This window comes from Rhizobium sp. WYCCWR10014 (assembly GCF_001657485.1).
In the GTDB taxonomy this organism is placed as follows: domain Bacteria; phylum Pseudomonadota; class Alphaproteobacteria; order Rhizobiales; family Rhizobiaceae; genus Rhizobium.
This window is the reverse complement of record NZ_LXFU01000046.1, coordinates 125,415-148,564: the sequence shown is the minus strand read 5'-3', so window position 1 is coordinate 148,564 and position 23,150 is coordinate 125,415. Positions and strand designations below refer to the sequence as shown.

The 23,150-nt window shown below is 61.1% G+C and carries 24 protein-coding genes and 1 riboswitch; of the genes, 13 read left to right on the top strand and 11 right to left on the bottom strand.

Annotation, left to right across the window (positions count from 1 at the left end; genetic code table 11):
- Window positions 1–66: 66 nt before the first annotated feature.
- Complete coding sequence (locus tag A6U98_RS25890) at window positions 67–1,023, bottom strand: transketolase family protein (RefSeq protein WP_033182315.1); 957 nt, start codon at window positions 1,021–1,023, stop codon at window positions 67–69.
- Complete coding sequence (locus A6U98_RS25885) at window positions 1,023–1,832, bottom strand: transketolase (RefSeq protein ID WP_027684440.1); 810 nt, start codon at window positions 1,830–1,832, stop codon at window positions 1,023–1,025. The genes A6U98_RS25890 and A6U98_RS25885 overlap by 1 nt, the downstream gene beginning before the upstream one ends.
- A 206-nt stretch (window positions 1,833–2,038) precedes the next feature.
- On the opposite strand from A6U98_RS25885, the gene A6U98_RS25880 reads away from it, so the two are divergent.
- The 7 genes from A6U98_RS25880 (at window position 2,039) to ribB (ending at window position 8,600) form a co-directional block, all read left to right on the top strand.
- Complete coding sequence (locus A6U98_RS25880; protein ID WP_064653858.1) at window positions 2,039–3,019, top strand: ABC transporter permease; 981 nt, start codon at window positions 2,039–2,041, stop codon at window positions 3,017–3,019.
- Between the two features lie 117 nt (window positions 3,020–3,136).
- A complete protein-coding gene (locus A6U98_RS25875; protein WP_003540275.1) occupies window positions 3,137–4,066 on the top strand; it encodes a sugar ABC transporter substrate-binding protein in 930 nt (309 codons plus the stop codon).
- A gap of 28 nt (window positions 4,067–4,094) precedes the next feature.
- Window positions 4,095–5,573 (top strand): sugar ABC transporter ATP-binding protein, encoded by a 1,479-nt coding sequence (locus A6U98_RS25870; protein ID WP_064653857.1) that lies wholly within the window; start codon window positions 4,095–4,097, stop codon window positions 5,571–5,573.
- A 22-nt stretch (window positions 5,574–5,595) separates the two neighbouring features.
- Entirely contained in the window at window positions 5,596–6,384 is a 789-nt protein-coding gene (locus A6U98_RS25865) for an SDR family oxidoreductase (protein ID WP_064653856.1), read from the top strand.
- Window positions 6,385–6,418: 34 nt separating this feature from the next.
- A complete protein-coding gene (locus A6U98_RS37305; RefSeq protein WP_245304574.1) occupies window positions 6,419–6,559 on the top strand; it encodes a hypothetical protein in 141 nt (46 codons plus the stop codon).
- A 104-nt stretch (window positions 6,560–6,663) separates the two neighbouring features.
- Window positions 6,664–7,446: a glucose 1-dehydrogenase gene (locus A6U98_RS25860; protein ID WP_018242301.1), complete on the top strand. Its 783-nt coding sequence runs from the start codon at window positions 6,664–6,666 to the stop codon at window positions 7,444–7,446.
- A gap of 192 nt (window positions 7,447–7,638) precedes the next feature.
- A riboswitch (FMN riboswitch) is annotated at window positions 7,639–7,838 on the top strand.
- A 126-nt stretch (window positions 7,839–7,964) separates the two neighbouring features.
- Window positions 7,965–8,600: a 3,4-dihydroxy-2-butanone-4-phosphate synthase gene (gene ribB / locus A6U98_RS25855; protein WP_064653855.1), complete on the top strand. Its 636-nt coding sequence runs from the start codon at window positions 7,965–7,967 to the stop codon at window positions 8,598–8,600.
- 84 nt (window positions 8,601–8,684) lie between these two features.
- Here ribB and A6U98_RS25850 read toward each other — a convergent pair whose 3' ends face one another.
- On the bottom strand, window positions 8,685–9,452 hold the full coding sequence (locus A6U98_RS25850) for an SDR family oxidoreductase (RefSeq protein WP_064653883.1): 768 nt from the start codon (window positions 9,450–9,452) through the stop codon (window positions 8,685–8,687).
- Between the two features lie 33 nt (window positions 9,453–9,485).
- Between A6U98_RS25850 and A6U98_RS36935 the strand changes: the two genes are divergently transcribed.
- The 4 genes from A6U98_RS36935 (at window position 9,486) to mobB (ending at window position 11,860) form a co-directional block, all read left to right on the top strand.
- Window positions 9,486–9,710: a hypothetical protein gene (locus A6U98_RS36935; RefSeq protein ID WP_156667897.1), complete on the top strand. Its 225-nt coding sequence runs from the start codon at window positions 9,486–9,488 to the stop codon at window positions 9,708–9,710.
- Window positions 9,711–9,777: 67 nt separating this feature from the next.
- On the top strand, window positions 9,778–10,686 hold the full coding sequence (locus A6U98_RS25845) for a DMT family transporter (protein WP_064653854.1): 909 nt from the start codon (window positions 9,778–9,780) through the stop codon (window positions 10,684–10,686).
- Window positions 10,687–10,712: 26 nt separating this feature from the next.
- Entirely contained in the window at window positions 10,713–11,342 is a 630-nt protein-coding gene (mobA, locus tag A6U98_RS25840) for a molybdenum cofactor guanylyltransferase MobA (RefSeq protein ID WP_064653853.1), read from the top strand.
- Window positions 11,339–11,860, top strand: a complete 522-nt coding sequence (gene mobB / locus A6U98_RS25835) for a molybdopterin-guanine dinucleotide biosynthesis protein B (protein WP_064653852.1) — start codon at window positions 11,339–11,341, stop codon at window positions 11,858–11,860. The genes mobA and mobB overlap by 4 nt, the downstream gene beginning before the upstream one ends.
- Here the strand turns inward: mobB and A6U98_RS25830 are convergent.
- From A6U98_RS25830 to A6U98_RS25820, 3 genes are all read right to left on the bottom strand, one after another.
- A complete protein-coding gene (locus tag A6U98_RS25830) occupies window positions 11,792–13,957 on the bottom strand; it encodes an ATP-binding protein (RefSeq protein ID WP_082933989.1) in 2,166 nt (721 codons plus the stop codon). The genes mobB and A6U98_RS25830 overlap by 69 nt on opposite strands.
- Complete coding sequence (locus A6U98_RS25825) at window positions 13,932–15,443, bottom strand: ATPase domain-containing protein (protein ID WP_064653851.1); 1,512 nt, start codon at window positions 15,441–15,443, stop codon at window positions 13,932–13,934. Before A6U98_RS25825 ends, A6U98_RS25830 begins: the two co-directional genes overlap by 26 nt.
- A gap of 145 nt (window positions 15,444–15,588) precedes the next feature.
- The gene (locus A6U98_RS25820) at window positions 15,589–16,482 is read right to left on the bottom strand and encodes a LysR family transcriptional regulator (protein ID WP_064653850.1); all 894 of its coding nucleotides are present in this window, start codon (window positions 16,480–16,482) and stop codon (window positions 15,589–15,591) included.
- A 134-nt stretch (window positions 16,483–16,616) separates the two neighbouring features.
- Here A6U98_RS25820 and A6U98_RS25815 point away from each other — a divergent pair, with 134 nt between their 5' ends.
- Window positions 16,617–17,012 (top strand): cupin domain-containing protein, encoded by a 396-nt coding sequence (locus A6U98_RS25815; RefSeq protein ID WP_064653849.1) that lies wholly within the window; start codon window positions 16,617–16,619, stop codon window positions 17,010–17,012.
- Between the two features lie 14 nt (window positions 17,013–17,026).
- Complete coding sequence (locus A6U98_RS25810; RefSeq protein ID WP_064653848.1) at window positions 17,027–18,016, top strand: aldo/keto reductase; 990 nt, start codon at window positions 17,027–17,029, stop codon at window positions 18,014–18,016.
- A gap of 92 nt (window positions 18,017–18,108) precedes the next feature.
- Here A6U98_RS25810 and maiA read toward each other — a convergent pair whose 3' ends face one another.
- From maiA to A6U98_RS25785, 5 genes are all read right to left on the bottom strand, one after another.
- Window positions 18,109–18,744 carry a maleylacetoacetate isomerase gene (gene maiA / locus A6U98_RS25805; protein WP_064653847.1) on the bottom strand — a complete coding sequence of 212 codons (636 nt, stop codon included), beginning with the start codon at window positions 18,742–18,744 and terminating at the stop codon, window positions 18,109–18,111.
- 249 nt (window positions 18,745–18,993) lie between these two features.
- Complete coding sequence (locus tag A6U98_RS25800) at window positions 18,994–19,410, bottom strand: organic hydroperoxide resistance protein (RefSeq protein WP_064653846.1); 417 nt, start codon at window positions 19,408–19,410, stop codon at window positions 18,994–18,996.
- 189 nt (window positions 19,411–19,599) lie between these two features.
- Window positions 19,600–20,922, bottom strand: coding sequence for a HAMP domain-containing sensor histidine kinase (locus A6U98_RS25795; protein ID WP_064653845.1), 1,323 nt, complete (start codon window positions 20,920–20,922; stop codon window positions 19,600–19,602).
- Entirely contained in the window at window positions 20,919–21,659 is a 741-nt protein-coding gene (locus A6U98_RS25790) for a response regulator (protein WP_064653844.1), read from the bottom strand. The genes A6U98_RS25795 and A6U98_RS25790 overlap by 4 nt, the downstream gene beginning before the upstream one ends.
- A gap of 126 nt (window positions 21,660–21,785) precedes the next feature.
- Window positions 21,786–22,835: an alpha/beta hydrolase gene (locus tag A6U98_RS25785; RefSeq protein WP_064653843.1), complete on the bottom strand. Its 1,050-nt coding sequence runs from the start codon at window positions 22,833–22,835 to the stop codon at window positions 21,786–21,788.
- Window positions 22,836–23,150 lie beyond the last annotated feature (315 nt).

Genomic DNA, 23,150 nt, shown 5'->3' with positions numbered 1-23,150 from the left:
TATCCTCCCCAGATCAGACGGCAGCCGGGACGACAAAAAACGTCCGGGCTGAACACGTGATCCCAGTTACTTGCGCCTGATCAGCGACTGCGCCGCGTCGGCGATTGCGGACGGCGCCATCCCGAATTCGTCGAGCAGGAACTCTGCCGAACCGGTCGGAGCGTAGACGCCGGGAACGCCGAGACGTTTCATCGGGACTGGAGCATTGTCGACCACCACTTCGGCGACCGCGGAACCGAGCCCGCCAAAAATCGAATGCTCTTCGGCTGTGACGATCGCTCCGGTTTCCTTCGCCGCGGCGATGATGGCGTCCTCGTCGATCGGACGAACCGTTGCAAGGTTGAGCACTCTGGCGTTGATGCCGCGTTCTGCGAGAATCTCGGCAGCCTTTAGGATTCGATGAGTCAAAGTGCCGTTTGCGATAAGGGTGAGGTCGGAACCCTGGCGAAGGAGGTTTGCCTTGCCAAGTTCGAACTTGTGACCCTCCGGAAGGAGATCAGGCACACCGACGCGAGACAGCCGCAGGAAACAGGGGCCGTTATAGGCCGCGGCCCATTCAACCGCAGCAGCTGTTTCGATGCGGTCACAAGGCGCAATGACCGGAAGATTGGGCAGAACCCGCGTCCAGGCGAAGTCCTCGATCGAGTGATGGGTCGGGCCGAGTTCGCCATACGCCATTCCAGAAGAAATGCCGACCAGCTTGACGTTGGCATTCGAATACGAAATATCTGCCTTGATCTGCTCCAGCGACCGTCCCGTTAGAAACGGAGCGGCGGCGCACACGAACGGAAGGCGTCCGCCATTGGCGAGGCCTGCTCCAACCCCCACCATGTTCTGTTCGGCGATACCGACATTGACGAGGCGCTCTCCAAACTTCGCCTTGAAGCCGCCGAGCTTGGAGGAACCCACGGAGTCGTTGCAGACGGCAACGATCGTTTCGTTTTCGGCTGCCAGCCGCTCAAGCGTAGAGGCGAATGCGTCGCGGCAATCGTAGAGCTTGGGTGCGTTTATTGGCGCGTTCATTACAGTGCCTCCGACAATTCTGCCAATGCGATTTCGTATTGTTCCTTGCTCGGCACCTTGTGGTGCCAGTCGACTCGGTCTTGCATGAACGAGATTCCATGCCCCTTGTTGGTGTGGGCCACGATGCAATGCGGTCTCGATCCCCGGTATTCGAGGGCTGAAACGACTTCGCTCATATCGTTCCCGTTGATCTCGGTGACTTCCCAATCGAAAGCTTCAAGCTTCGGACGAAGCGGGGCGAGATCGTTGGTTTCCGCCAGGGCGGCGCCCTGCTGGAACCTGTTGTGGTCGATGACCAGCGTCAAGTTGTCGAGCTTGAACTGCGCGGCCGCCATGATCGCTTCCCAGTTTGAGCCCTCCTGCATCTCACCGTCGCCGGTGACGACATAGGTGTGATATTTCGCGCCAGAGAGCTTGGCGGCTTTTGCCATTCCTATTGCGACTGGAAGACCGTGGCCGAGCGGCCCGGTATTCGTTTCGACGCCAGGAACCTTGTTGCAATTTGGATGCCCGTTCAGCCTCGAATGCGGCTGCAAGAAGGTGGAAATCTCTTCCTCCGGGATGAAGCCGCGTTTTGCGAGCGTCACATACAGAGCGCATGCAGTATGTCCCTTCGAAAGAACGAACCTGTCGCGGTCGGGGTGCTTCGGCTGATCGGGCCAAACATTCAGCACACGAAAATAGAGGGCAGTCAAAATGTCGATGACCGACATCTCCCCGCCAATATGGCCGGCGCCCGCTTCAAAGACCGCCTGGAGATCGCGCAATCGGATCTCGCGAGCGACCCGCTCGAGTTCTGTCGTATTCATGGATTCCTCTCATGCATAAATATTCAGTTATCAATATTTTTGCACAAGACGCCGATTAGTCAAGCCCTTTAAGCAATGCGTCGGCAGTTGCAAGTCTATCAAATCCTATTGACAGCTCGGAGGCAACTTGTTAATGAATTTTCCAGCATCAGTGAATATTTATTCGTCCAGTGAATTAGCGAATAGCCTAGGCATAGGGAGGAACAATGGTGGCGCTCGATATCAATGAACACGGGCTTTCGTCCGGCGCCTGGTTGAGCAAGCTCAAGGGCGCCACCGGCCCACTCGTGGGGCTGCTCGCGCTTTGCGTCTTTCTGAGCCTTAGCACCGACACGTTTCTTTCGGTTCGGAACGGCCTCAACATCCTCGATCAGATCACTGTCCTCGGCATCATGGCCGTCGGTATGACCTTTGTCATTCTGATCGGCGGCATCGATCTCTCCGTCGGCTCGGCACTCGCTCTCGCGATGATGGTCATGGGCTGGACTGCGAATGTCGCCGGCCTACCGCTGCCGGTCGGGATCGCGTTTGCTCTGGTCGCATCGGGCGTTTCGGGGCTGATCGTCGGACTTCTGGTAACGCAGTTCAGGGTTCCAGCGTTTATTGCCACTCTTGCGATGATGTCCGCGGCTCGCGGCGTTGCAAATATGATCACGGACGGCCAGCAGATCGTCGGATTCCCCGACTGGTTCATGATGCTGGCAATCGATCGCCATTTCGGCGTGTTGACAGCCACTGTGTTTCTCATGCTTGCGGTTGTTCTTGCGGCGTGGCTTTTCCTGCACTTCCGGTCCGAAGGTCGCATGCTCTACGCGGTGGGAGGAAATCCGGAAGTCGCGCGGCTGGCCGGCATCAACGTCCCGCTCGTGACGATTGGCGTCTACGTCGCGAGTTCAGTCCTTGCGGGGCTCGCGGGCATCGTACTCGCCGCCCGGCTGGATTCCGTCCAGCCGTCCAGCGGTCTGGGCTATGAGTTGGACACCATTGCCGCGGTGGTCATCGGCGGGACTTCGCTCTCGGGGGGCGCGGGCGGTATCGGAGGAACACTTATCGGTGTTCTCATCATCGGCGTCCTTCGCAACGGTCTCAACCTTCTCAACGTCTCGCCGTTCCTGCAGCAGGTGATCATCGGCATCGTCATCGTGCTCGCGGTCGGCGCGGAGACCATTCGTCGGCGTCGCGCCTGACGAGCGCGGTCCGCCGCGTTGGCGGGCCTGGAATTCCGCCCCAAAAATTTGGGGCGGATCAATACCCCGAGGGGGAGGACATACCCGAGGGTTCCATCTAACAACGGAGGAAATACAATGAAAATAGCGCGCACCATGCTCGCGTCTGCTGCACTGCTCGGTCTCATGCTCGGCCCCGTACATGCGGCGGAACTGAAGAAGCTCGGCTTGGCCGTTGCCAACCTTCAGGCAAACTTCTTCAACCAGATCAAACAATCCGTCGAGGCCGAAGCCAAGAAGCGCGGCATCGAAGTCATCACGGTCGACGCGAAGGGCGACGGGCCGACGCAGGTCAACCAGATCCAGGATCTTCTGACCCAGAAGATCGACGCGCTGATCTACATTCCGGCAGGTGCGGCGGCTGCGACCGTTCCGGTCAAACTCGCGAAGAGCGCTGGTATTCCGGTCGTGAACGTCGACCGCAACGCCGAGGGAGCACCCGGCGATACCTTCCTTGCAACGGATTCCGTCGCGTCTGCCAAGGCCGTGTGCGACTACATCCTGAAGGAAGCCGGCGGCAAGGGGAAGATGGTCATCATCCACGGCCAGAAGGGCACGACGCCGGAAGTCGATCGTTCGAAGGGCTGCGCTGAATCTCTCAAGGCATATCCTGATGTCAAGGTTGTCGCCGAACAGTTCTCGAACATCTGGAGCCAGGACGAAGGCTTTCAGATCATGCAGAATATGCTGCAGGCAAATCCGGACGTTTCGATCGTGTTCGCCCAGGCCGACGGCCTCGCACTTGGCGCCGCGCAGGCGATCAAGGTCGCCAATCCTTCCCAGAAGATCGTGGTTGGCGGCTTCGATGGTGACACCGCAGCTCTCGAAGCACTCAGCAAGGGCGTCTTCAACGTAACGGCGACCCAGCAGACGCAGAAGATGGGCCGCGACGCGGTTGAAAACGCTGCCAAGCTTGTCGCCGGAGAAAAGGTGCCGCCGGTCCAGCTCCTGGATGCCACGCTGACAACCAAGGAAAATGTCGCAGGCTTCATCGCCAACCATCCGTAATGAAGTCGAGGTCTTGAGGAGGTGTGCGATGACTGATCCAGTTCTTTCCCTGAGGGGCATATCCAAGTGGTATGGGCCGCTCCAGGTTCTGAAGAATGTCAGCTTGGACGTCTATTCGGGCGAAGTGGTTGCACTTCTCGGTGAAAACGGAGCGGGCAAGTCAACGCTATCGGGCATCATCGCCGGGTCCCGCACACCGTCCGAAGGATCAATGACCTGGCTGGGGCAGCCTTATGCCCCGGCCACCCCAAGGGAAGCGATCGACAAGGGCGTTGTGCTGATCCATCAGGAACTGCAGCTTTTGCCGCAGCTGTCGATCGCGGAAAACGTCTTCATCGGACGCTGGCCGATGAAGAACGGCGTCGTCGACCGCGCCCAGATGGTTCGCCGGGCCCAGGACCAGCTCGCTCGCTTGAACCTTCACATCCCCGCAACGCGGACGGTCGCCGGCCTTTCCACGGCAAATCAGCAACTTATCGAGATCGCCAAGGCGCTGGCTCTCAACGCCAAGCTCCTGATCCTCGATGAGCCGACAGCCGCCCTTGGCGGCGCGGAGACGGAAGCTCTTTTCGAACAGGTTAGAAAGCTTCGGTCGGAGGGAGTCGGCATCGTCTACATTTCCCACCGCATGGAAGAGATCAAGCGAATAACCGACCGGATCGTCGTTCTTCGCGATGGCGAGCGCGTGCAGGAATTCTCCGACAGCGCGACACCGGTGCGAACGATCGTCGAGAGCATGGTCGGACGCCCGCTTGACCGCTTGTTCCCTGCCCTGCCGGTTCCGACAGACCATCCAGTACTCCAGGTGTCGGGGCTGAGCTCGCCGGACAACTCATTCCGTGACGTTACCTTCGATGTGCGCGCCGGGGAAATTCTGGGAATCGCCGGACTGGTCGGCGCCGGCCGCACCGAACTTGTCCGCGCCATTTCGGGCGCGGACCCAATCAGTGCAGGTTCGATCAAACTCGAAGGCAAAGAACTCAGGCTGCGCGATCCGGCGGACGCGATCGCCAAGGGCATCGTGATGGTTCCGGAAGACCGCAAGGAGCAAGGCCTGGTTGTCGGGCACCGGATCGGCGAGAACATTATCTACGCTAATCTCGACAAGCTGGGCGGGCGTTGGATTACGCCGAGCGTCAAGCGCTCGTTTGCGGAGAAGGCAGTTGCCAAGTTCGGCGTGAAGGGCCGTGCGGAGCAATATGCCTCGGACCTGTCCGGCGGCAACCAGCAGAAGGTGGTCATCGCGAAATGGCTGATGCGCGATCCTAAGGTCGTCGTGCTCGACGAACCGACGAGAGGCATCGACGTCGGCGCCCGAGCCGGCATCTACGACATCATCGTCAATCTTGCCAAACGGGGCGTGGCGGTCATCGTCGTAAGCTCGGACCTCGAGGAAGTTCTCGGAGTCTCCAATCGCATTCTCGTGCTTGCACAAGGCAAACAGGCAGGCATTCTCAATCGTGACGAGGCAAATGACGTTTCGGTCATGGAGCTAGCCACCATCTAAACAGACAGAGAAAGGAAGAGCGGTGTCCGACATCACTCTGAACGCCCCGAAGCTTTTCGATCTCAGCGGCCAGGTTGCCATCGTTACCGGAGCCGGCAGCGGCATTGGGCAGCGCATTGCCATCGGCCTTGCGCAATGCGGCGCCGACGTGGCGCTGCTCGACCGTCGAACCGACGACGGGCTGGCCAGGACGGCTGAACACATTCGCGCCGCTGGCCGCCGTTCGATCCAGATCGCGGCGGACGTCACGAGCAAACCTTCCCTGGGAGATGCCGTAGCACGTACCGAAGCGGATCTCGGCACGCTGACGCTTGCAGTCAACGCGGCGGGCATCGCCAACGCGAACCCGGCGGAAGAGATGGAGGAGGACCAATATCAGACGTTGATGGATATCAACCTCAAAGGCGTCTTTCTTTCCTGCCAGGCCGAGGCTCGCGCCATGCTGAAGAATGGACGCGGCTCCATCGTCAACATCGCTTCCATGTCGGGTGTGATCGTAAACCGGGGGCTGAGCCAAGCGCATTATAACGCCTCCAAGGCGGGCGTGATCCATATGTCGAAGTCTATGGCGATGGAATGGGTCGACCGCGGCATTCGCGTCAACACCATCTCCCCCGGATACACGGCAACGCCTATGAACACCCGTCCCGAGATGGTCCATCAGACCAAGCTCTTCGAAGAGCAAACGCCAATGCAGCGAATGGCAGCGGTGGACGAGATGGTCGGCCCGGCAGTGTTCTTGCTGTCCAATGCGGCAAGCTTCGTGACCGGCGTCGATCTTCTCGTCGACGGCGGTTTCTGCTGCTGGTGATGGCGCAGCGAAGCTCATTGCCGGCAACTGGATAATGAACGGTCTCGCTTCCTCCCTAGCTGAGATCGAGGCGCTGAAGGGAATAACGGGCAAGACGGCGTGCGATATCGTCGTCTGCCCGCCCTTCGCGCCGATCGAACGGGCTGTCCAACCGACGGCGCCCAAGACTGCCTGAATTCGCCAAGATTATCTCGGCAACCGCTCGAGCTCCAATAATGATCGCAGGGTAGGTTACGCCCAGATTTGCTGTTTACCGACGGATACCGGGAAGGAAAGAGCATGAAACGCTTCGAAGATAAGACGGTCGTGATCACGGGAGGCAGCCGCGGCATCGGCGCTGCCATCGCCAGGCGCTTTGCGCGCGAAGGCGCCAATCTCGTCGTCTCGGCCAACGAGGACCTGGTTCACGGCGTTGCCGAACAGATCCGGGCCGAAGGCGGCAAGGCCGTCTCCTTCATCGGCGACGTCACTGACAAGGCGAGCGTCACCGCCCTCTACGATGCCGCCGAGAAGGAATTCGGCGCGGTCGACGTCTCGATCCAGAATGCCGGCGTCATCACCATCGCCCGCGTCGAGGATCTGACTGAAAACGAGTGGGACAAGGTCATGGCCGTCAACACCAAGGGCGTCTTCCTCTGCGCCCAGGAGGCGATATCAAGAATGCGCAAGCACAAGCGCGGCGGCCGCATCATCAACACCGCCTCCGGCCAGGCCCGCGACGGCTTCATCTACACGCCGCACTACGCCGCCTCGAAAATGGGCGTCGTCGGCATCACCCAGAGCCTGGCCAAGGAAGTCGCGACCGAGAAGATCACCGTCAACGCCTTCTGCCCCGGCATCATCGAGACCGACATGTGGGCCTATAACGACCAGGCCTGGGGCAAGCTGCTCGGCAACTACGCCCCCGGCGAATTGATGAAGGAATGGGTCGAGGGCATCCCGATGAAACGGGCCGGTTCCGGCGAAGACGTCGCCGGCCTAGTGACCTTCCTCGCCAGCGATGACGCCGCCTATATCACCGGCCAGACGATCAATGTCGACGGCGGCCTGATCATGTCCTGATGCATGTCGCCCAAAAGTGCACAGCGGTTTTGGGACAACGACATGCATGGAATGATCAAACCACCAACGAGGCACGGAAGGCGACACGGTCGTCGCCTCGTGTGAACAGTGTGTTTATCTCAGGCAGGGCAGCTTTGCATTTTTGCCGGGTCGAGTGACCTTGCCATCCCCCTGTTTTTGATCCTATCTTTGAAATGTTCTCAGGGCGGGGTGTAATTCCCCACCGGCGGTATCAGGAGCTATCCTGGAGCCCGCGAGCGCTTCCGGCACTACAGCGCCGCGCGTCTTTTTAGACGCGCAAGGGACGCTGTAGCACTTTGAATTGCTGGAAGGTCAGCAGATCCGGTGAGATGCCGGAGCCGACGGTATAGTCCGGATGGAAGAGGACAACACGGGCAGTCGCACTCCATCCCGGAGTCGGCTGACGTTTGTTCGCCCAAGGGCAGAAGGCTCGCTCACAGATTGAGCCGAGCAGACCATGTCAGCCCGCTGACATAACCCTTGAAAGGCCAGACAGCATGACTATTGCAACAATTGAAAATGCCATATCAGCCATTGCCAACGGTCAGATGGTCGTCGTCGTCGACGACCAGAACCGGGAAAACGAAGGCGATATCGTGGTCGCGGCCGATGCCGTCACCCCTGAGGCAATCGCCTTCATGATGACCCACGCCCGCGGCCTTGTCTGCATCGCCATGGAAGGCGAGCGCCTCGATGCGCTCGATATTCCGCTGATGGTGCCCAACAACACGGAATCGCACAAAACTGCCTTCACGGTCTCGGTCGATTATCTCAAGGGCACGACGACAGGCATTTCTGCGGCGGACCGTGCCGCCACCGTCAGCGCACTGGTCGACGATCGCGCAAAGCCCGCCGACTTCGCTCGCCCCGGCCACATCTTTCCGCTGCGCGCCAACCCCCGCGGCGTGCTCGGCCGCCCCGGCCACACCGAAGCCGCCGTTGATCTCGCCCGCCTCGCCGGAAGGATCCCCGCCGGCGTCATCTGCGAAGTCGCCAATGACGACGGCACCATGTCCCGCCTGCCCGAACTCACGGTCTTCGCCGAACGCCACAACCTGCCCCTCGTCACCATCGAGGACTTGGTCGCCTATCTCGACCACCAAGCAGCAAAAGACATACGCGAAGTCGCCTGATCGATGCCTTTGTTGCGGCGGCATAGCCCGCCGCAACAAAGAACGTGCCGCAGTGACATCCTGACGGCACCTCCCTGACCCGCCCTATGTCCGGCTGATCGAAACCCCACCATCCGCCAGCATCGCCGTGCCGGTGACGAAGCTCGACATGTCGGAGGCCAGGAAAAGCGCCGCATTGGCGATCTCTTCGGGTTGCGCCATGCGTTTCAGCGCATGCAGCCCCTCCACGAAGGCGAGCACCTCCGGCGTGGCATCAGGAGCGTTGGTGATGCTGGCGGGCGTGTCGGTGCCGCCGGGAAGCAGTGCGTTGACGCGGATCTGCTGCGCTCCGAGTTCAGCGGCGAGGACCTGCACGAAGCCGATCAACCCCGCCTTGCTCGCCGCATAGGCGGCCATGCCAGGCATGCCGACGGTGTGGCCGACGAAAGTCGAGGTGAAAATCAGCGATCCACCGCCTTTTCCCATCGCCGCCGACTGGTGTTTGGCGCCGAGAAAGGCGGCGGTGAGATTGGTCTCGATCGTCTCGCGCCAGCCCTCCAGCGACAGCCCGGCAACCGGCCCCATCTCACCGATGATGCCGGCATTGTTGAAGGCGATGTCGAGCCGGCCGAAACGCGAGACTGCCGTCTCGACGAGCCTTACCTGCAGAGCCTCGTCCCTGACATCGCCGGATATGGCGACGGCCTGACCACCCTCCGCCTCGATTTCCGCGATGACGGCATCGAGCGCGTCCTGCCGCCGGCCGGTGACCACGAGCTTGGCGCCTTCCCGCGCAAAGAGTTTCGCCGCCGCGCGGCCGATGCCGGAGTTTGCGCCGGTGATGATTGCGATCTTGTCGTTGAGAAGTGTCATGTCGGTCTCTCCTGGGTTGTTGCGAGATTTCAGTTGCTCAAACATCAGGCGATGCAGCCACCCGTTTCCCGCGCAGCACGAGAAAAACGCCGATGCCGAACCGGCAGGCGCGACGGCGTTTCCCGTCGACGCCTTGATGACAGCGTCGGAACCATCGGAATTCACTTTATAAAACGGGGATTTGCCGAGACTTTCGACACACGCCTGCATTGGCTCATTGCCATTGTGCACCGCGTCATCGATTTATGGCTGGTGTGACATTCATCCGATTCCCTTCATGCATCTTCGCGACTAAAAGGGGCGCACAGGTAACGGGAATCTCTTCATGCCGCGGTCACGCAATACTGAGGGCGCCATCTATATGAGCATGGCGATGGCCGGCTTTTCTGCAAGCGACGCCCTATCCAAATCGGTGATCGCCTATATGAACGCCGGCGAGATCATGTTCCTGCGCGGCCTCTTCACCAGCCTGCTGGTCTATCTGATCGCCTGGAAAATGGGCGCGCTGCGTTCCTGGCGCGTCATGCTGCAGCCGATGATCATCTTCAGGATCATCTGCGAGACGCTCTCCGCCGTCACCTATATTACCGCGCTCGGCATGATGCCGATCGCCAATGCCTCGGCGATCCTGCAGTCGCTGCCCTTGGTCGTCACCTTCGGGGCCGCGCTGTTCTTCAGTGAGCCGGTCGGGTGGCGGCGCTGGTCGGCGATCCTCGTCGGCCTCGTCGGCGTGATGATCATCATCCGCCCCGGCCCGGAAGGATTCACCGCCGCCGCCCTGCTCTGCGTCGCCGCGGTGCTGACGACGGCCGGCCGCGATCTCGCCACCCGGAGCATCAGCCCGGAAATTCCCTCGCTGATGATAACCGTCATAACCGCCATCTCAGCCTCCTTCTTCGGTGCGCTGCTCATTCCGGTGCTCGGCGGCTGGCAGCCGGTCAGCGCCACCGCCCTTGGGCATCTCGCACTCGCCTCGGTGCTGGTGCTCGTCGGCTACCAGTCGGTCATCCTCGCCATGCGTACCGGCGAAATCTCCTTCGTCGCGCCGTTCCGTTATACCAGCCTGATCTTTTCCTCCCTACTCGGCTTCCTCTTCTTCGCCGAAGTGCCTGACAGCTGGACGCTCGTAGGAGCTGCGATCGTCATCGCCTCCGGCCTCTATACGTTCTATCGTGAGGCGAAGCGCCGCGCGTCGCCGATCGCGCAGGAATCCGCGCCGCGCGCGCCCGTCTGAAGCAAGATGATGGCTGAGTAAGGCTGATGGCTGAATTCTCGTTGGATAAATCTCACGTAGCAGGCGTCGTATTGGCCGGCGGCCGCTCGCAGCGCATGGGCCGCGACAAGGCAGGCGTAATGCTTGGGGCCGAGAGCCTGCTCCGCCATGTGCTGAGCCGCCTCTCGCAGCAGGCCCCGCTTGTTGCCGTCAATGCCGATGCCGCCGCCGAGAGCGTGCCTGTCGTTCCCGACCGTTTTCGCGGCAAGGCCGGGCCGATGGCCGGCATCCATGCAGCCATGGTCTATGCCGCCGGCCTGCCCTCGATCACCCATGTCGTCACCGTCTCGGTGGATTGCCCGTTCTTCCCGGCCGATCTTGTCGCCCGGCTGGCGGCAGCGATCGAGCACCCGTCGCAGATCGCCATTGCCGCCTCCGAGGGCCGCAGCCATCCCGTCTTCGGGCTCTGGCCGGTGGCGCTGGCCGCCGATCTCGAAGCCTGGATCGCCACCGACGAGAAGCGCCGTGTGCGCGACTTCCTGTTACGGCATGACGTCACGCAAGTGGCGTTCCCGCTGCATCCGACCCGTGCCAGCCTGCTCGATCCCTTCTTCAACATCAACACGCCAGACGATCTCGTCGAGGCGGAACGCTGGCTGGAGGCCCTTCGCGGATGACTGCACCGAAAATCTTCGGCATCGCCGGCTGGAAAAACTCGGGCAAGACGGGTCTCGCCGTCCGACTGGTGACGGAGTTCACCCGCCGTGGCTACAGGATCTCGACGATCAAGCACGCCCATCATGATTTCGATATCGACAAAGTCGGGGCCGACAGCTACCGCCACCGCCAGGCTGGCGCCCATGAGGTCACCATCGTTTCCGGCACCCGCTACGCCATCATGCACGAGCTACGCGGTGCGCCGGAACCCGAGTTCGAGGAGATCCTCGCCCGCCTCGCCCCCTGCGACCTCGTGCTGATCGAAGGCTACAAACGCGAGCCGATCCCGAAGATCGAGGCCCGCCGCCTGGAAGCGGCGAATCGTGAACCGTTGGCGCCGAGCGATCCCCATATCTGCGCCATCGCCGCCGATCATGCGGTCACGGATACGGCCCTGCCGGTCTTCGATCTAGACGATACAGGCGCCATCGCCGATTTCATCCTTGACATCGTTGACCTTGGACAGGCGAAGCTTTGAACCACCTGCGTCGCCGCCGGATCTAAGAAACGGAGCCGTTTCGCTTGCCATCGCCTTGGCGATTTCCTTGGCGAGCTGAGCCTGGTCATAGGGCTTTGCCAATCTCGGAAGACCGATATCGGTGCCGGCAGGAAGATCGGCGTAACCTGTCGCCAGCACGATCGGCAATGCCGGATGAATGTCCCGTGCGGCCCGGGCAAGCTGGGCGCCGGTCATACCGGGCATCGAATAGTCGGTTATGACAAGGTCGAAATGCTGACCGCTGCTGATCAATTCCAGCGCCTGCGCGCCGGAGTTTGCTTCGACGACATCGTGGCCGAGATCTTCAAGCATGTCGACCGAACTCATGGCGATCAAGGCATCGTCATCGACGAGCAGGATCTTCAGTCTGGATGCAGCTTGGGGAACGGGCAGTTCCGCTTCGATCGCCCGCTCGGGGCGCCGTTCGGTCGCCGGAAGCCACAATTCAGCGGTCGTCCCGACCCCCCGTTCGCTTGTCAGACGAAGTGCGCCATTGAGCTGAACGGCAAGTCCGTGGATCATCGATAAGCCGAGGCCCGTGCCCTTTCCGAGTTCCTTGGTCGAGAAAAACGGATCTATTGCCTTCTTCAACGTCTCCGCGTCCATGCCAGTGCCGCTGTCGGCCACCGCCAACACAAGATAGGCGCCCTTGTCGAGAGTGCCGTCATCGCCGGCCACCTGCGCATCACGCAGCGATATGGACAGCGTCCCGCCATCCGGCATCGCATCGCGGGCATTGACCGCAAGGTTGAGCAGCGCCAATTCGAGCTGGTTCGCATCGACCAGCGCCGGCGGCAGCGTCGCCGGCAGGCTGGTTTCGATGCTGATCGACGATCCGACCGAACGCCGCAACAGGTCGTTCATGCCGGAGACCAGCTCGGCCAGATCGACGGGCTTGACCTGCAGATCCTGCTGTCTGGCAAAAGCCAGCAGCCGCTGCGTCAGCGCCGCCCCGCGCCGCGCGCCCTGAATCGCCCCGTCGACCAGACGCGTCGCCTTGGCATCTCCGACAACGTGCTTACCAAGCAGCTCCAGATTTCCGAGAACGACCATCAGCAGATTGTTGAAATCGTGGGCGACGCCGCCGGTCAGTTGGCCAATCGCCTCCATCTTCTGCGATTGACGAAGCTGCTCCTCGGCTCTTTCACGCTGGGCGACTTCCTCGAGCAGGGTCTGGTGAGCGGCGTTGACCTCTTTGGTCCGTTCTCTCACACGCTCTTCGAGGTTCTCGTTGAGCCGTCTCAGATTTTCCTCGATGGTCTTGCGGACGGTGGTATCGGAGCAGACGCCGACGAGTTTCCTGGCGGAACCATATCTGTCGGAATAGAGCTGCGCGTGGACCTCGGTCCAATGCAGCGATCCATCCGGCCAGATCGTCCTGTGCTCGATCGAATAGTCGCGTCCAGTATCGATCGTCTCGCGCAGGCGTGCCAGCACACTATCCCGGTCGTCGGGGTGGATGCTTGCGATCAGATCGTCGCGCGTGACATCGTCATCCGGCCCTCGGCCGAAGACCGCTTTGCAGGTCGCCGAGGCAGACAGGGCCATCGAGGACAGCTCCAGCTCCCACGCCCCGAGACGACCGGCGGCAAGCGCCGTCTGCAACCGTCGCTCTCCCTCGCCCAGAGCCTCGAGCCGGGCTCGCGCTTCATATTGGCGCAGACGCCCCTTTAATGCGGTCCGGGCAACGCTGATGAAGGAGGTCGCATGGAACGGCCTTTCCAGGAATGTGACGTTGCCAAGAACCTCGGAAAGCCTGGCAGCGGCGGGATTTCGCTCAGGTCCTCCGCCGCGTTGGGTGAGGACGATGAACGGCAGGTCAGACCAGCTCGGCTGGGCCGAAACCCAGGCGGCAATCGGCTTGAGATCGCTCGAGCGAACGGCCTCTTCCGTCAGGACGCCAAGCGCAATGTCATCGCCGAGCGATGACGCGAACATAGGCAGGTCGGTGGCAGCAATAGATGCCAATCCGGCCTCATCGACCAACGATCTCGCCACCCAGGCATCGCGACCGGCAGGCGTGTAGATCAATGCTTTCGGTTTGCCGGAATTAAGAATTGCCGCTATCCCCGCCATCGGTCGCGAGGAGCGGCGCTGAGGTCGTGACAAATTCGGGAACGCCGCGAAGCACGCCCTGGAACCCGACGAGAGGATCGCCGAACTTCAAGCCGGAACCGTCGATACGATACTCCCGGATGGTATCCTCGTGAAAGCCGGTCCTCTTCTTGATCACCGAGACTGCACGCCGCACCTTTCCCGCAGCCTCGAAGTAGCGCAGCAGAATGACGGTGTCGGCGAGATAGGTGACGTCGACAGGCGCCTTCATGTCACCGACCAGCCCGTGCTGGGCAACGGTGAGGAAGGTGTTGGCGCCTTGCCTGTTCAAATATTGCAGCAACTCATGCATATGAAGAATCAAAGAATTCTCATCCGGCATGGAAGCCTGATAACCGTTGATGCTGTCGATGATGACGGTTTTCGCATCCGACTTGTCGACGAAGTTGCGCACGCGGTGGGCGAATTCGCCCGGCGACAGTTCGGCGGCATCGAGCTGTTCGATGTGAATATCACCCGCGTTTCGCATGGCCTCGAGATCCATTCCGAGCGCCTTCAGCCGCGTGAAGAGAAGGCCCAGCTCCTCGTCAAAAATGAAGGCCGCCACTTTCTCGCCGCGCGCAACCGCAGCCATCAGGAATTGAAACGAAAACGTGCTTTTGCCGGTGCCGGCAGGACCAAGGATGAGCGTACTGGAACCTCGCTCAAGGCCACCTCCTAAAAGAAGGTCCAGTTCTGGAATATTGCAGGAAATCTGATCACGGGCGTAACTCGACCTGTGTTCGGCGGCGACGAGTCGCGGAAAGACGATCACGCCACCAGTCTGGATGATGAAATCGTGATAGCCGCCGCGGAAGGCCTGCCCGCGATATTTTATGACTCTCAGACGTCGGCGCTCGGAGCCGTAGCTCGGCGCCATCTCTTCGAGATGGATGACACCGTGCACGACGCTGTGCACCGTCTTGTCGAGCACCTCGGACGTCAGATCATCGAGCAGAAGCACTGTCGCTCCTTGTCGGGCAAAATAATGTTTGAGCGCCAGGATCTGCCGGCGGTAGCGCAGCGAACTTTGCGCGAGCAGCCTTATCTCCGACAGACTGTCGAGAACCACGCGACGCGGCTTGATCCGCTCGAAAGCGGCAAAGATTTCCTTTGTCGTCTCTCCGAGTTCAAGATCCGACGAATAAAGCAGGCTCTGCTGCTGGTCGGCATCCAGCAGGCTTTCCGGAGGCACGACCTCGAAGACCTCGATATTGCCATCGATCACCATGCCGTGAGATGCGGCACCGGCCCGAAGTTCGCTCTCGGTTTCCGAAAGGGTGATGTAGAGCCCCTGCTCGCCGAGCCGTGCACCTTCGATCAGGAACTGCAGCGCAATCGTCGTTTTGCCAGCTCCCGGATTTCCCTCCAGGAGGAAAACGTGCCCCGGCGAAAGGCCCCCGGCCAGAACTGTATCCAAACCGGACACCCCGGTCCGGGCTTTCGTGGCAGGTGCCGCAGTATTCATTCACTGTTTCCTTCAATTTCAAGTGTGAATTAGCGGCGAACGAAGGAATGTCAAATCACTGGCAGGCATGATTTCGCTTCCGGCAAGAGCCGATCACCAGTGGTTCGGATATATGCCTGTCCGGGCGGTGCGAAACGGCGAGCGCTTATGCTCGATAGCGAAGTGCATCGACGACGAGGGCAAATGCCGGCGACGTATGCCGGCGGCTCGGATAGTAGAGATGGTAGCCGGAAAACGGCAGGCACCAATCCTCGAGGACGCGCACCAGTCGTCCATCGGCTAGATGCGCCTCGACCAAGTTCTCCGGCATGTATGCCAGCCCCAGACCAGCCAGTACTGCGTTCAGCCGCAGCGCTATATTGTTGAAAACCAATTGCCCTTCGACCCGAACTCTGAGCTCGCGCCCGTCCTTTTCGAACTCCCATGCATAAACGCTGCCATAGGTCGGCAGGCGCAGATTGATGCAATTGTGATCCGTAAGATCCTGCGGCGTCAGCGGCTTCGGCCTGTTGTCGAAATAGGCGGGAGCGCCGACCACGGCCATGCGCATGTCGGGGCCGATGCGCACCGCAATCATGTCCTTCGCCACCTGTTCTCCAAGCCGCACCCCCGCATCGTAACGTTCGGCGACGATGTCCGTCAGACCGTAGTCGACAATGATCTCGACATTGATATCGGGATAATCAGGCAGGAGCTTTTCCAAGGCTGGCCAGAGGATGGCATCGGCCGCATGCTCGCCGGCATTGATGCGAATGGTGCCTGCCGGCTTCTCCCGGAACGCGCTCAAGGCGGCCAGCTCGCTCTCGATCTCGTCGAGCCGCGGTCCGATGGAGACGAGCAGGCGTTCGCCGGCCTCTGTCGGCGCGACGCTGCGGGTCGTGCGGGTCAGCAATCGCAGTCCAAGTCGCTCCTCGAGCCCGCGGATGGTGTGGCTGAGTGCCGATTGCGACACACCCAGCTTACCCGCCGCCTTTGTGAAGCTCTGTGCGCGTGCAACGGCGAGGAAAGCGATGAGGTCGTTGACGGCGGGGCGCGGCATTTATGAAACTTTCTCATGGGTTCTTGCCGTTTATACCATCTAATCGCGACCAGGCGCACGCCCTAAATACCGTGTCACTCGAGTGGACATGTCCACCCCGACATCGAAAGCCCGACATCGAAAGGAAGACAAGGATGGATATCAAGCGAAGCGGTTCGCAACCTTCGGCCAAGGGACCAGCCGATTGGTTTGCCGGCAGCGTGCGTGTCGACCCGCTGTTTGCCGTGACCAGCCCCGCACGCGCGGCCGGCGCCTGCGTCACCTTCGAGCCCGGAGCCCGCACCGCATGGCACACCCATCCGCTCGGCCAGACGCTGATCGTCACGTCAGGCTGCGGTCGCGTGCAGCGCGAGGGCGGCCCCGTCGAGGAGATCCGCGCCGGCGACGTCGTCTGGTTCGCACCGGGTGAACGCCATTGGCACGGCGCATCGCCGACGACGGCGATGACCCATATCGCCATCCAGGAACAGCTCGACGGCAAGGTCGTCGACTGGCTGGAGCATGTCACAGATACGCAATACCAAGGTTAGAAAAGGAAACTTCTATGCGGAAACGTGAGCTTGGAAAGAGCGGACTTCATGTCTCGGCCATCGGTCTCGGCTGCATGGGGCTGAGTTACGGTTATGGCCCGGCAACAGATCTTCAGGAAGCGACCGCACTGATCCGGCGGGCATTCGAACGCGGCGTGACCTTCTTCGACACGGCCGAGGCCTATGGCCCGTATAAGAACGAAGAGCTTCTGGGAGAGGCGCTCGCCCCCTTTCGCGACGAGGTGGTGATCGCCACGAAATTCGGTTTCAACTTCGATGCCAATGGTGGCCAGAGCGGCATGAACAGCCGGCCGGAACAGATCCGCGCGGTGGCCGACCAGGCGCTGAAGCGTTTGAAGACTGATGTCATCGATCTCTTCTACCAGCATCGCGTCGATCCCGATGTTCCGATCGAGGATGTCGCCGGCACGGTCAAGGCGTTGATCGCGGAAGGCAAGGTCAGGCATTTCGGCCTCTCGGAAGCGGGCGCCCAGACGATCCGCCGCGCCAATGCCGTCCAGCCAGTGGCGGTATTGCAGAGCGAATATTCGCTGTGGTGGCGTGAACCCGAGCAGGAAATCCTGCCGACGCTGGAAGAGCTCGGCATCGGTTTCGTGCCCTTCAGCCCGCTTGGTAAGGGCTTCCTGACGGGCGCGATCAGCGAAACGACCACCTTCGACAGCAAGGATTTCCGCAACGTCGTGCCGCGCTTTTCTCAGGAGGCGCGAAAGGCCAATCAGGCGCTCGTCGATCGTCTCGGAGAAATCGCCGCCCGTAAGAAGGCAACCTCCGCCCAGGTGGCTCTCGCATGGCTGCTGGCGCAGAAGCCCTGGATCGTGCCGATCCCCGGCACCACCAAGCTGCATCGCCTCGAGGAGAACATCCAGGCCGCCGAGGTTGAACTAACGGCCGAGGACCTCCATAGCATCGAAAGCGCGCTCGCCACGATCAAGGTGGAAGGCGATCGCTATCCCGCGCATCTGCAGGCAAGGGTCAATCGCTGAAAGCGGCCGACGGGCGGTCAAGGCGATGCCTGGTCCGAACAGGAGAAGTGAAGCGGCCACAGTCACCTGCGGCCGTTTCTTCATCGATCGAATTATCGTCTCGGTGCGGGCGCGTTATCCCGGAAAGCCGGTATGGCCTCCAGCCGGGCGACAATCTCAGCGATATTGGGCCATCGGGTGAGATCGAAGCCGAGGCGACGGGCGCCGATCGACTGCGGGAAGAGGAAGATATCGGCAATGCTCGGGCGATCGCCGACGGCGAAGGCCCCTTGCCGGCGGCCGGCGATCATCGTCTCGACCGCGGCCATTCCCTCGCCGACCCAATGACGATTCCAGGCAGTAACGGCATCGGCATCCGCCTGGAAGACCTTGCCGAGATGCAGGCCGATCCGCGGCGGCAGCAGCGCATGGATCTCGGCTGCGATCGCAAGCGCGATCGACCGCGCCTGCGCCCTATCTTCTGCCGTGTCAGGTAGCAATTGCGGTTCAGGCTGAAGCTCATCGAGATATTCGACGATCGCCAGTGACTGGGTGAGGAGAACGCCGCTATCCGTCAGCAAGGCGGGCACGAGCCCCTGCGGATTGACGCTGCGATATCCGGCCTGGCGGCTCTCGGAATCTTCGCCGAGGATGGTGACCGGCAGCGCTTCGGCCGTCAGCCCCTTCAAGGCGAGCGCGATGCGGACGCGAGATGTCGCCGAGGAAATTTCATTCTGATAGAGCTTCACGGTCTTTCTCCTTTGGTGAACTAAAAGAGCGGCTGGAGCGGTGGCCGCTCCCCTGAGGATGAAGCTGCGGATGCCGCCGTCACGAGGCCCACAAGCGGCGACGGCTCCTGTGAGCTTACATCGTAGATGCAGGGCGCTGCGAAAATCGTCGCCCCCAGAATGCAGATCATCATCAGTCTCATTGGCTCCTCCCATCGACGAGGCCCGATCGGCCTCGTCATGTTTCCTTTTCGCGATCGATCCCATCCGTCAGGCAATGCTCAATTCGACGTTGATATTGCCGCGGGTTGCCTTCGAATAGGGGCAGGTCCGGTGCGCTTCATCCACGAGCGCCCTTGCCAGATCCACTTCGATGCCCGGCAGGCTGACCTTGAGGCGAGCCTGGAGGAAATAGTCGCCGTCCGTCGCCCCGAGATCGACCTCGGCGTTGACGGCGGCATCTGCAGGAAGCCTGACTTTCAGCTTGCCGGCAGCAATGCCGATCGCGCCGATGAAGCAGGCAGACCAGCCGGCAGCGAAAAGCTGTTCGGGATTGGTGCCGGCGCGGTTGCTGCCCGGAGGCGAAAGCTTGATATCAAGCTGGCCGTCGTCGCTGTGCGACGCGCCGTCGCGCCCACCCGTCGTGTGGGTCTTGCCGGTATAGAGAACCTTGTCGATCTTTGTCATGGAACACTCCTTGTGTTGCGTCGCTGCAAGCGACTGGCCGCTGCGCGGCCGGGTTGACGGAGTGTGGTTTGACCGACTGATATATCCGCCATGTTTCCGAAATCGCCCAAAATGTCACAAAACGTAGCATCCGATATCGAAGACATCTTTACATACAAACATCTCGAAATTTTGCGGTGGCTGCCGACGTCAACGAATGGTGACTTCTGCCGCCAGACCACCGCCGGCGCGATTGTAGAGCCGGAGTGATCCGCCGATCTTGGCCGTCAGCTGCTGGGCGATCGCGAGACCGAGACCGGTGCCGCCGGTCTCCCGGTTGCGGGATTGCTCCAGCCGGAAGAAAGGCTGCATGGCAGCCTCGAGCATATCGTCGGGAATTCCAGGCCCGCGGTCCATGACTGAAATGACGATACCGTTCTCGGCGCTTCGCTCGACATTGATCTCGGCGGCGCCGGCAAACTTCAGCGCATTGTCGATGAAATTCGACAGGATGCGACGAAGAGCATGCGGCTTGGTAAAGGCGGCACCCTGAACCAGGCCGACGACGGTGACGGCCTTTCCAATGTCCTGATAGTCGTAGGCTATGCTGTCGATGAACGAGGCGAGATCAATGCGGGCGTTCTTCTCGCCATTGCCATGCGCGCTGCGTGCGTAGGCAATGCCGTCCTGAACGAGACGCTGGATCTCGCCGAGATCATGCACGAGCTTGTCTTTCTCCGGCGAATCCTCCGCCATGTCGGCACGCAGCCGCATGCGGGTGATCGGCGTCTGCAGGTCATGCGAGATGGCCGCCAGTATCTGGACGCGCTCTTCGAGATAATGGGCAATCCTCTCCCGCATCGCATTGAACGCCCGTGCCGCATGCGCGACCTCCCTTGGCCCCGCCTCGCTCAAAGCCGGGCCGTCCTTGTTCGGGTCAAGAGCATCGGCGGCGGCAGCAAGCTCGCCGAGCGGGCGGATCGCCTGGCGAACCGCAAACCAGGTACAGAGGATGAGCAGCGCCATCTGGATGACGAAGACATAAGGCAGCCATGCGGCAATCGGCATGACGCCTTTCGGCGTGACGTCGATCGTCAACGGGCTTCCGTCGCTGAGCGTCAGATGCGCCTGCAGCCGGTTCACATCGCCAGGAATCCGTTCGATCCGGATCGGAAAGCGGTGCCCGATGGCCTCCTCGATCTTTCCTGAGATTTCCGCCCCTTTGCTTGACGTGTCAGACACGCCGGGAAGGCCAGGCCCGAGCACGAAACGATAGTTGCCGCGGCTCAGCCGGTCGAGCAGATCGCCGCGTTCGCCTGGCGGAAGCCGATCGAGAACGGCAATCGACGTTGCAACGTCGTTTTCCAGCGTGCCGAGCATCACGGCCTTGGCCGACATGTACCGCTCCATATAGAGCACACTGAAGGACAGACCGTAGGCGAAGGCCAGTCCGATCAGCAGGATCAGGAAGATCCGCGACCGCAACGTGCTCGGCCACGTCAGGCCCGAACGCAAGGGGATTGCCGCCTTCATTGGCGCGCCTCCGATATCTCGACCGGAACCGAAAACACATAGCCTTCGCTGCGCACCGTCTTGATATAGGTCGGTTCGCGCGCATCGTCGCCCAACCGCTGGCGAAGGCGGCTGACCAGAAGATCGATCGAGCGATCGAAAAGATCGGCGTCGCGCCCCTGTGTCAGGCTCAAAAGCTGGTCGCGATTGAGCACCCGCTGCGAATGGTCGATGAACACGCGAAGCAGGCGGTATTCGGCGCCGCTGAGCGCAATCGCGGTCCCCTCCTTGTCGAGAAGGTGCCGGGCCACCGTATCGAGCCGCCAGTCGCCGAAGGTCAGCAATTGTCCCGCCTCGCTGATCTGCAGGTTGGGCGGCAACATCCGCGTCCGCCGCAGCACCGCCTTGATGCGGGCGAGCAGTTCCCGCGCAGCGAAGGGCTTGGGAAGATAGTCGTCGGCACCCATCTCCAGCCCGAGGATCCTGTCCATCTCGTCGGTGCGGGCCGTCAGCATCAGGATCGGGATCGCCTTATGCCGGCCGGCGCGCAGTTCGCGGCAGAGCACCAGCCCGTCGTCACCAGGCATCATCACATCAAGCACGATCAGGTCGACGGCATTGGCTTCGACAAAGCTGCGCATCTGGCGCCCGTCGGCAGCAACGCTCGTGCGCAAGCCGTTCTTTTGCAGATAGCCCGATACCAGCTCGCGGATTTCGCGATCGTCATCGACGATCAGGATGTGATCGACATGATCCATATTTCCCTGTTCCTTATCGATAGAAGCGGTCGCGTCTGTCGCTTCGTTCCTGACCGAAGCGACAGACGCGACCTACGCACATTCCGCTGGCCGGAGCAACGAGGCGCTGCAACCGGCATCGTCGACCTAGAAACGATCGACGTCTATGACCGCCTGCGCAAAAGCCTGCGGCGCTTCCTGAGGCAGGTTGTGGCCAATGCCGCCACCGATCGTCCGATGCTCGTATTTGCCGGAGAATTTTCCGGCGTAAGCGGAAGGCTGTGGATGCGGCGCACCGTTTGCATCACCTTCCATGGTGATGGTCGGCACCGAAATGACAGGCGTTGCGGCGAGAGTCGTCTCATAGGCATCGTACTTGGCCTCGCCTTCGACAAGCCCCAGGCGCCAGCGATAATTGTGAATGACGATCGCGACATGGTCAGGATTGTCGAAGGCAGCGGCCGATCTGTCGAATGTCGCATCGTCGAAGTTCCACTTCGGAGACGCCGTCTGCCAGATAAGCTTTGCGAAATCATGCGTGTTGCTCTCGTATCCCTGACGACCGCGTTCAGTGGCGAAATAGAACTGGTACCACCAGGCGAGTTCGGCTTTCGGTGGAAGCGGCTTCTTGTTGGCCTCCTGGCTACCGATCAGGTAGCCGCTTACAGAGACCATCGCCTTGCAGCGCTCGGGCCAGAGCGCCGCCATGATATTGGCGGTCCGCCCGCCCCAGTCGTAGCCGGCAATGACGGCCTCCTCGATATCCAGCGCATCGAGCAGCGCGATCATATCGGCGGCGAGCGCTGACGGCTGGCCGTTGCGAGGCGTCTGGTCATCCAGGAAGCGGGTCGTCCCGTAACCACGTAGATAAGGCACAATCACCCTGTAACCCGCCGCGGCAAGCAGCGGCGCGACATCGACGAAACTATAGATGTCATAGGGCCAGCCGTGTAGCAGCAATACAACGGGGGCATCCGCCTTTCCCGCTTCGGCATAACCGATGTCGAGCACGCCTGCCTTGACCTGCTTCAGCGCCTCGAAAGACGTGTTGGTTCCGGGCTTTATAGCTGGCACCGATGCGGCAGTCGCAGACGACTGGGCGGCGGCCGTGCCGGCCACGCCGAATTCGACGGCCGCAAGGGCGATTGCCGTCATGCCGAAGAAACGGCGGCGGTTATGGTTGATTTGCTCTGACATCGGTCTCTCCTGTCGAATGGATCACGGTCGCGAAAAGGCGCCCTACTTGTATCCCCGATATGTCGTAAGCAACCGTTTTTTGAATGCGGATGTAGCTTCCGGCTGCCTGGATACATTCCGATACAATCGCGCTGCCTCAGCAAGTGGTCGCATTGGCCGCAGCCGTTTCCTCGCCACTGCGGCAGTTTGTATCGCTTTGTATCGCCGCCGCCCTACCCCGACACTTCGGTACATTTTCCCGCAAAGCCGGACACATCGGGGATACTTCACACCGGCCATATCCCCGCCGTTGCTGGTTCAGGCCCCATCGCCGCC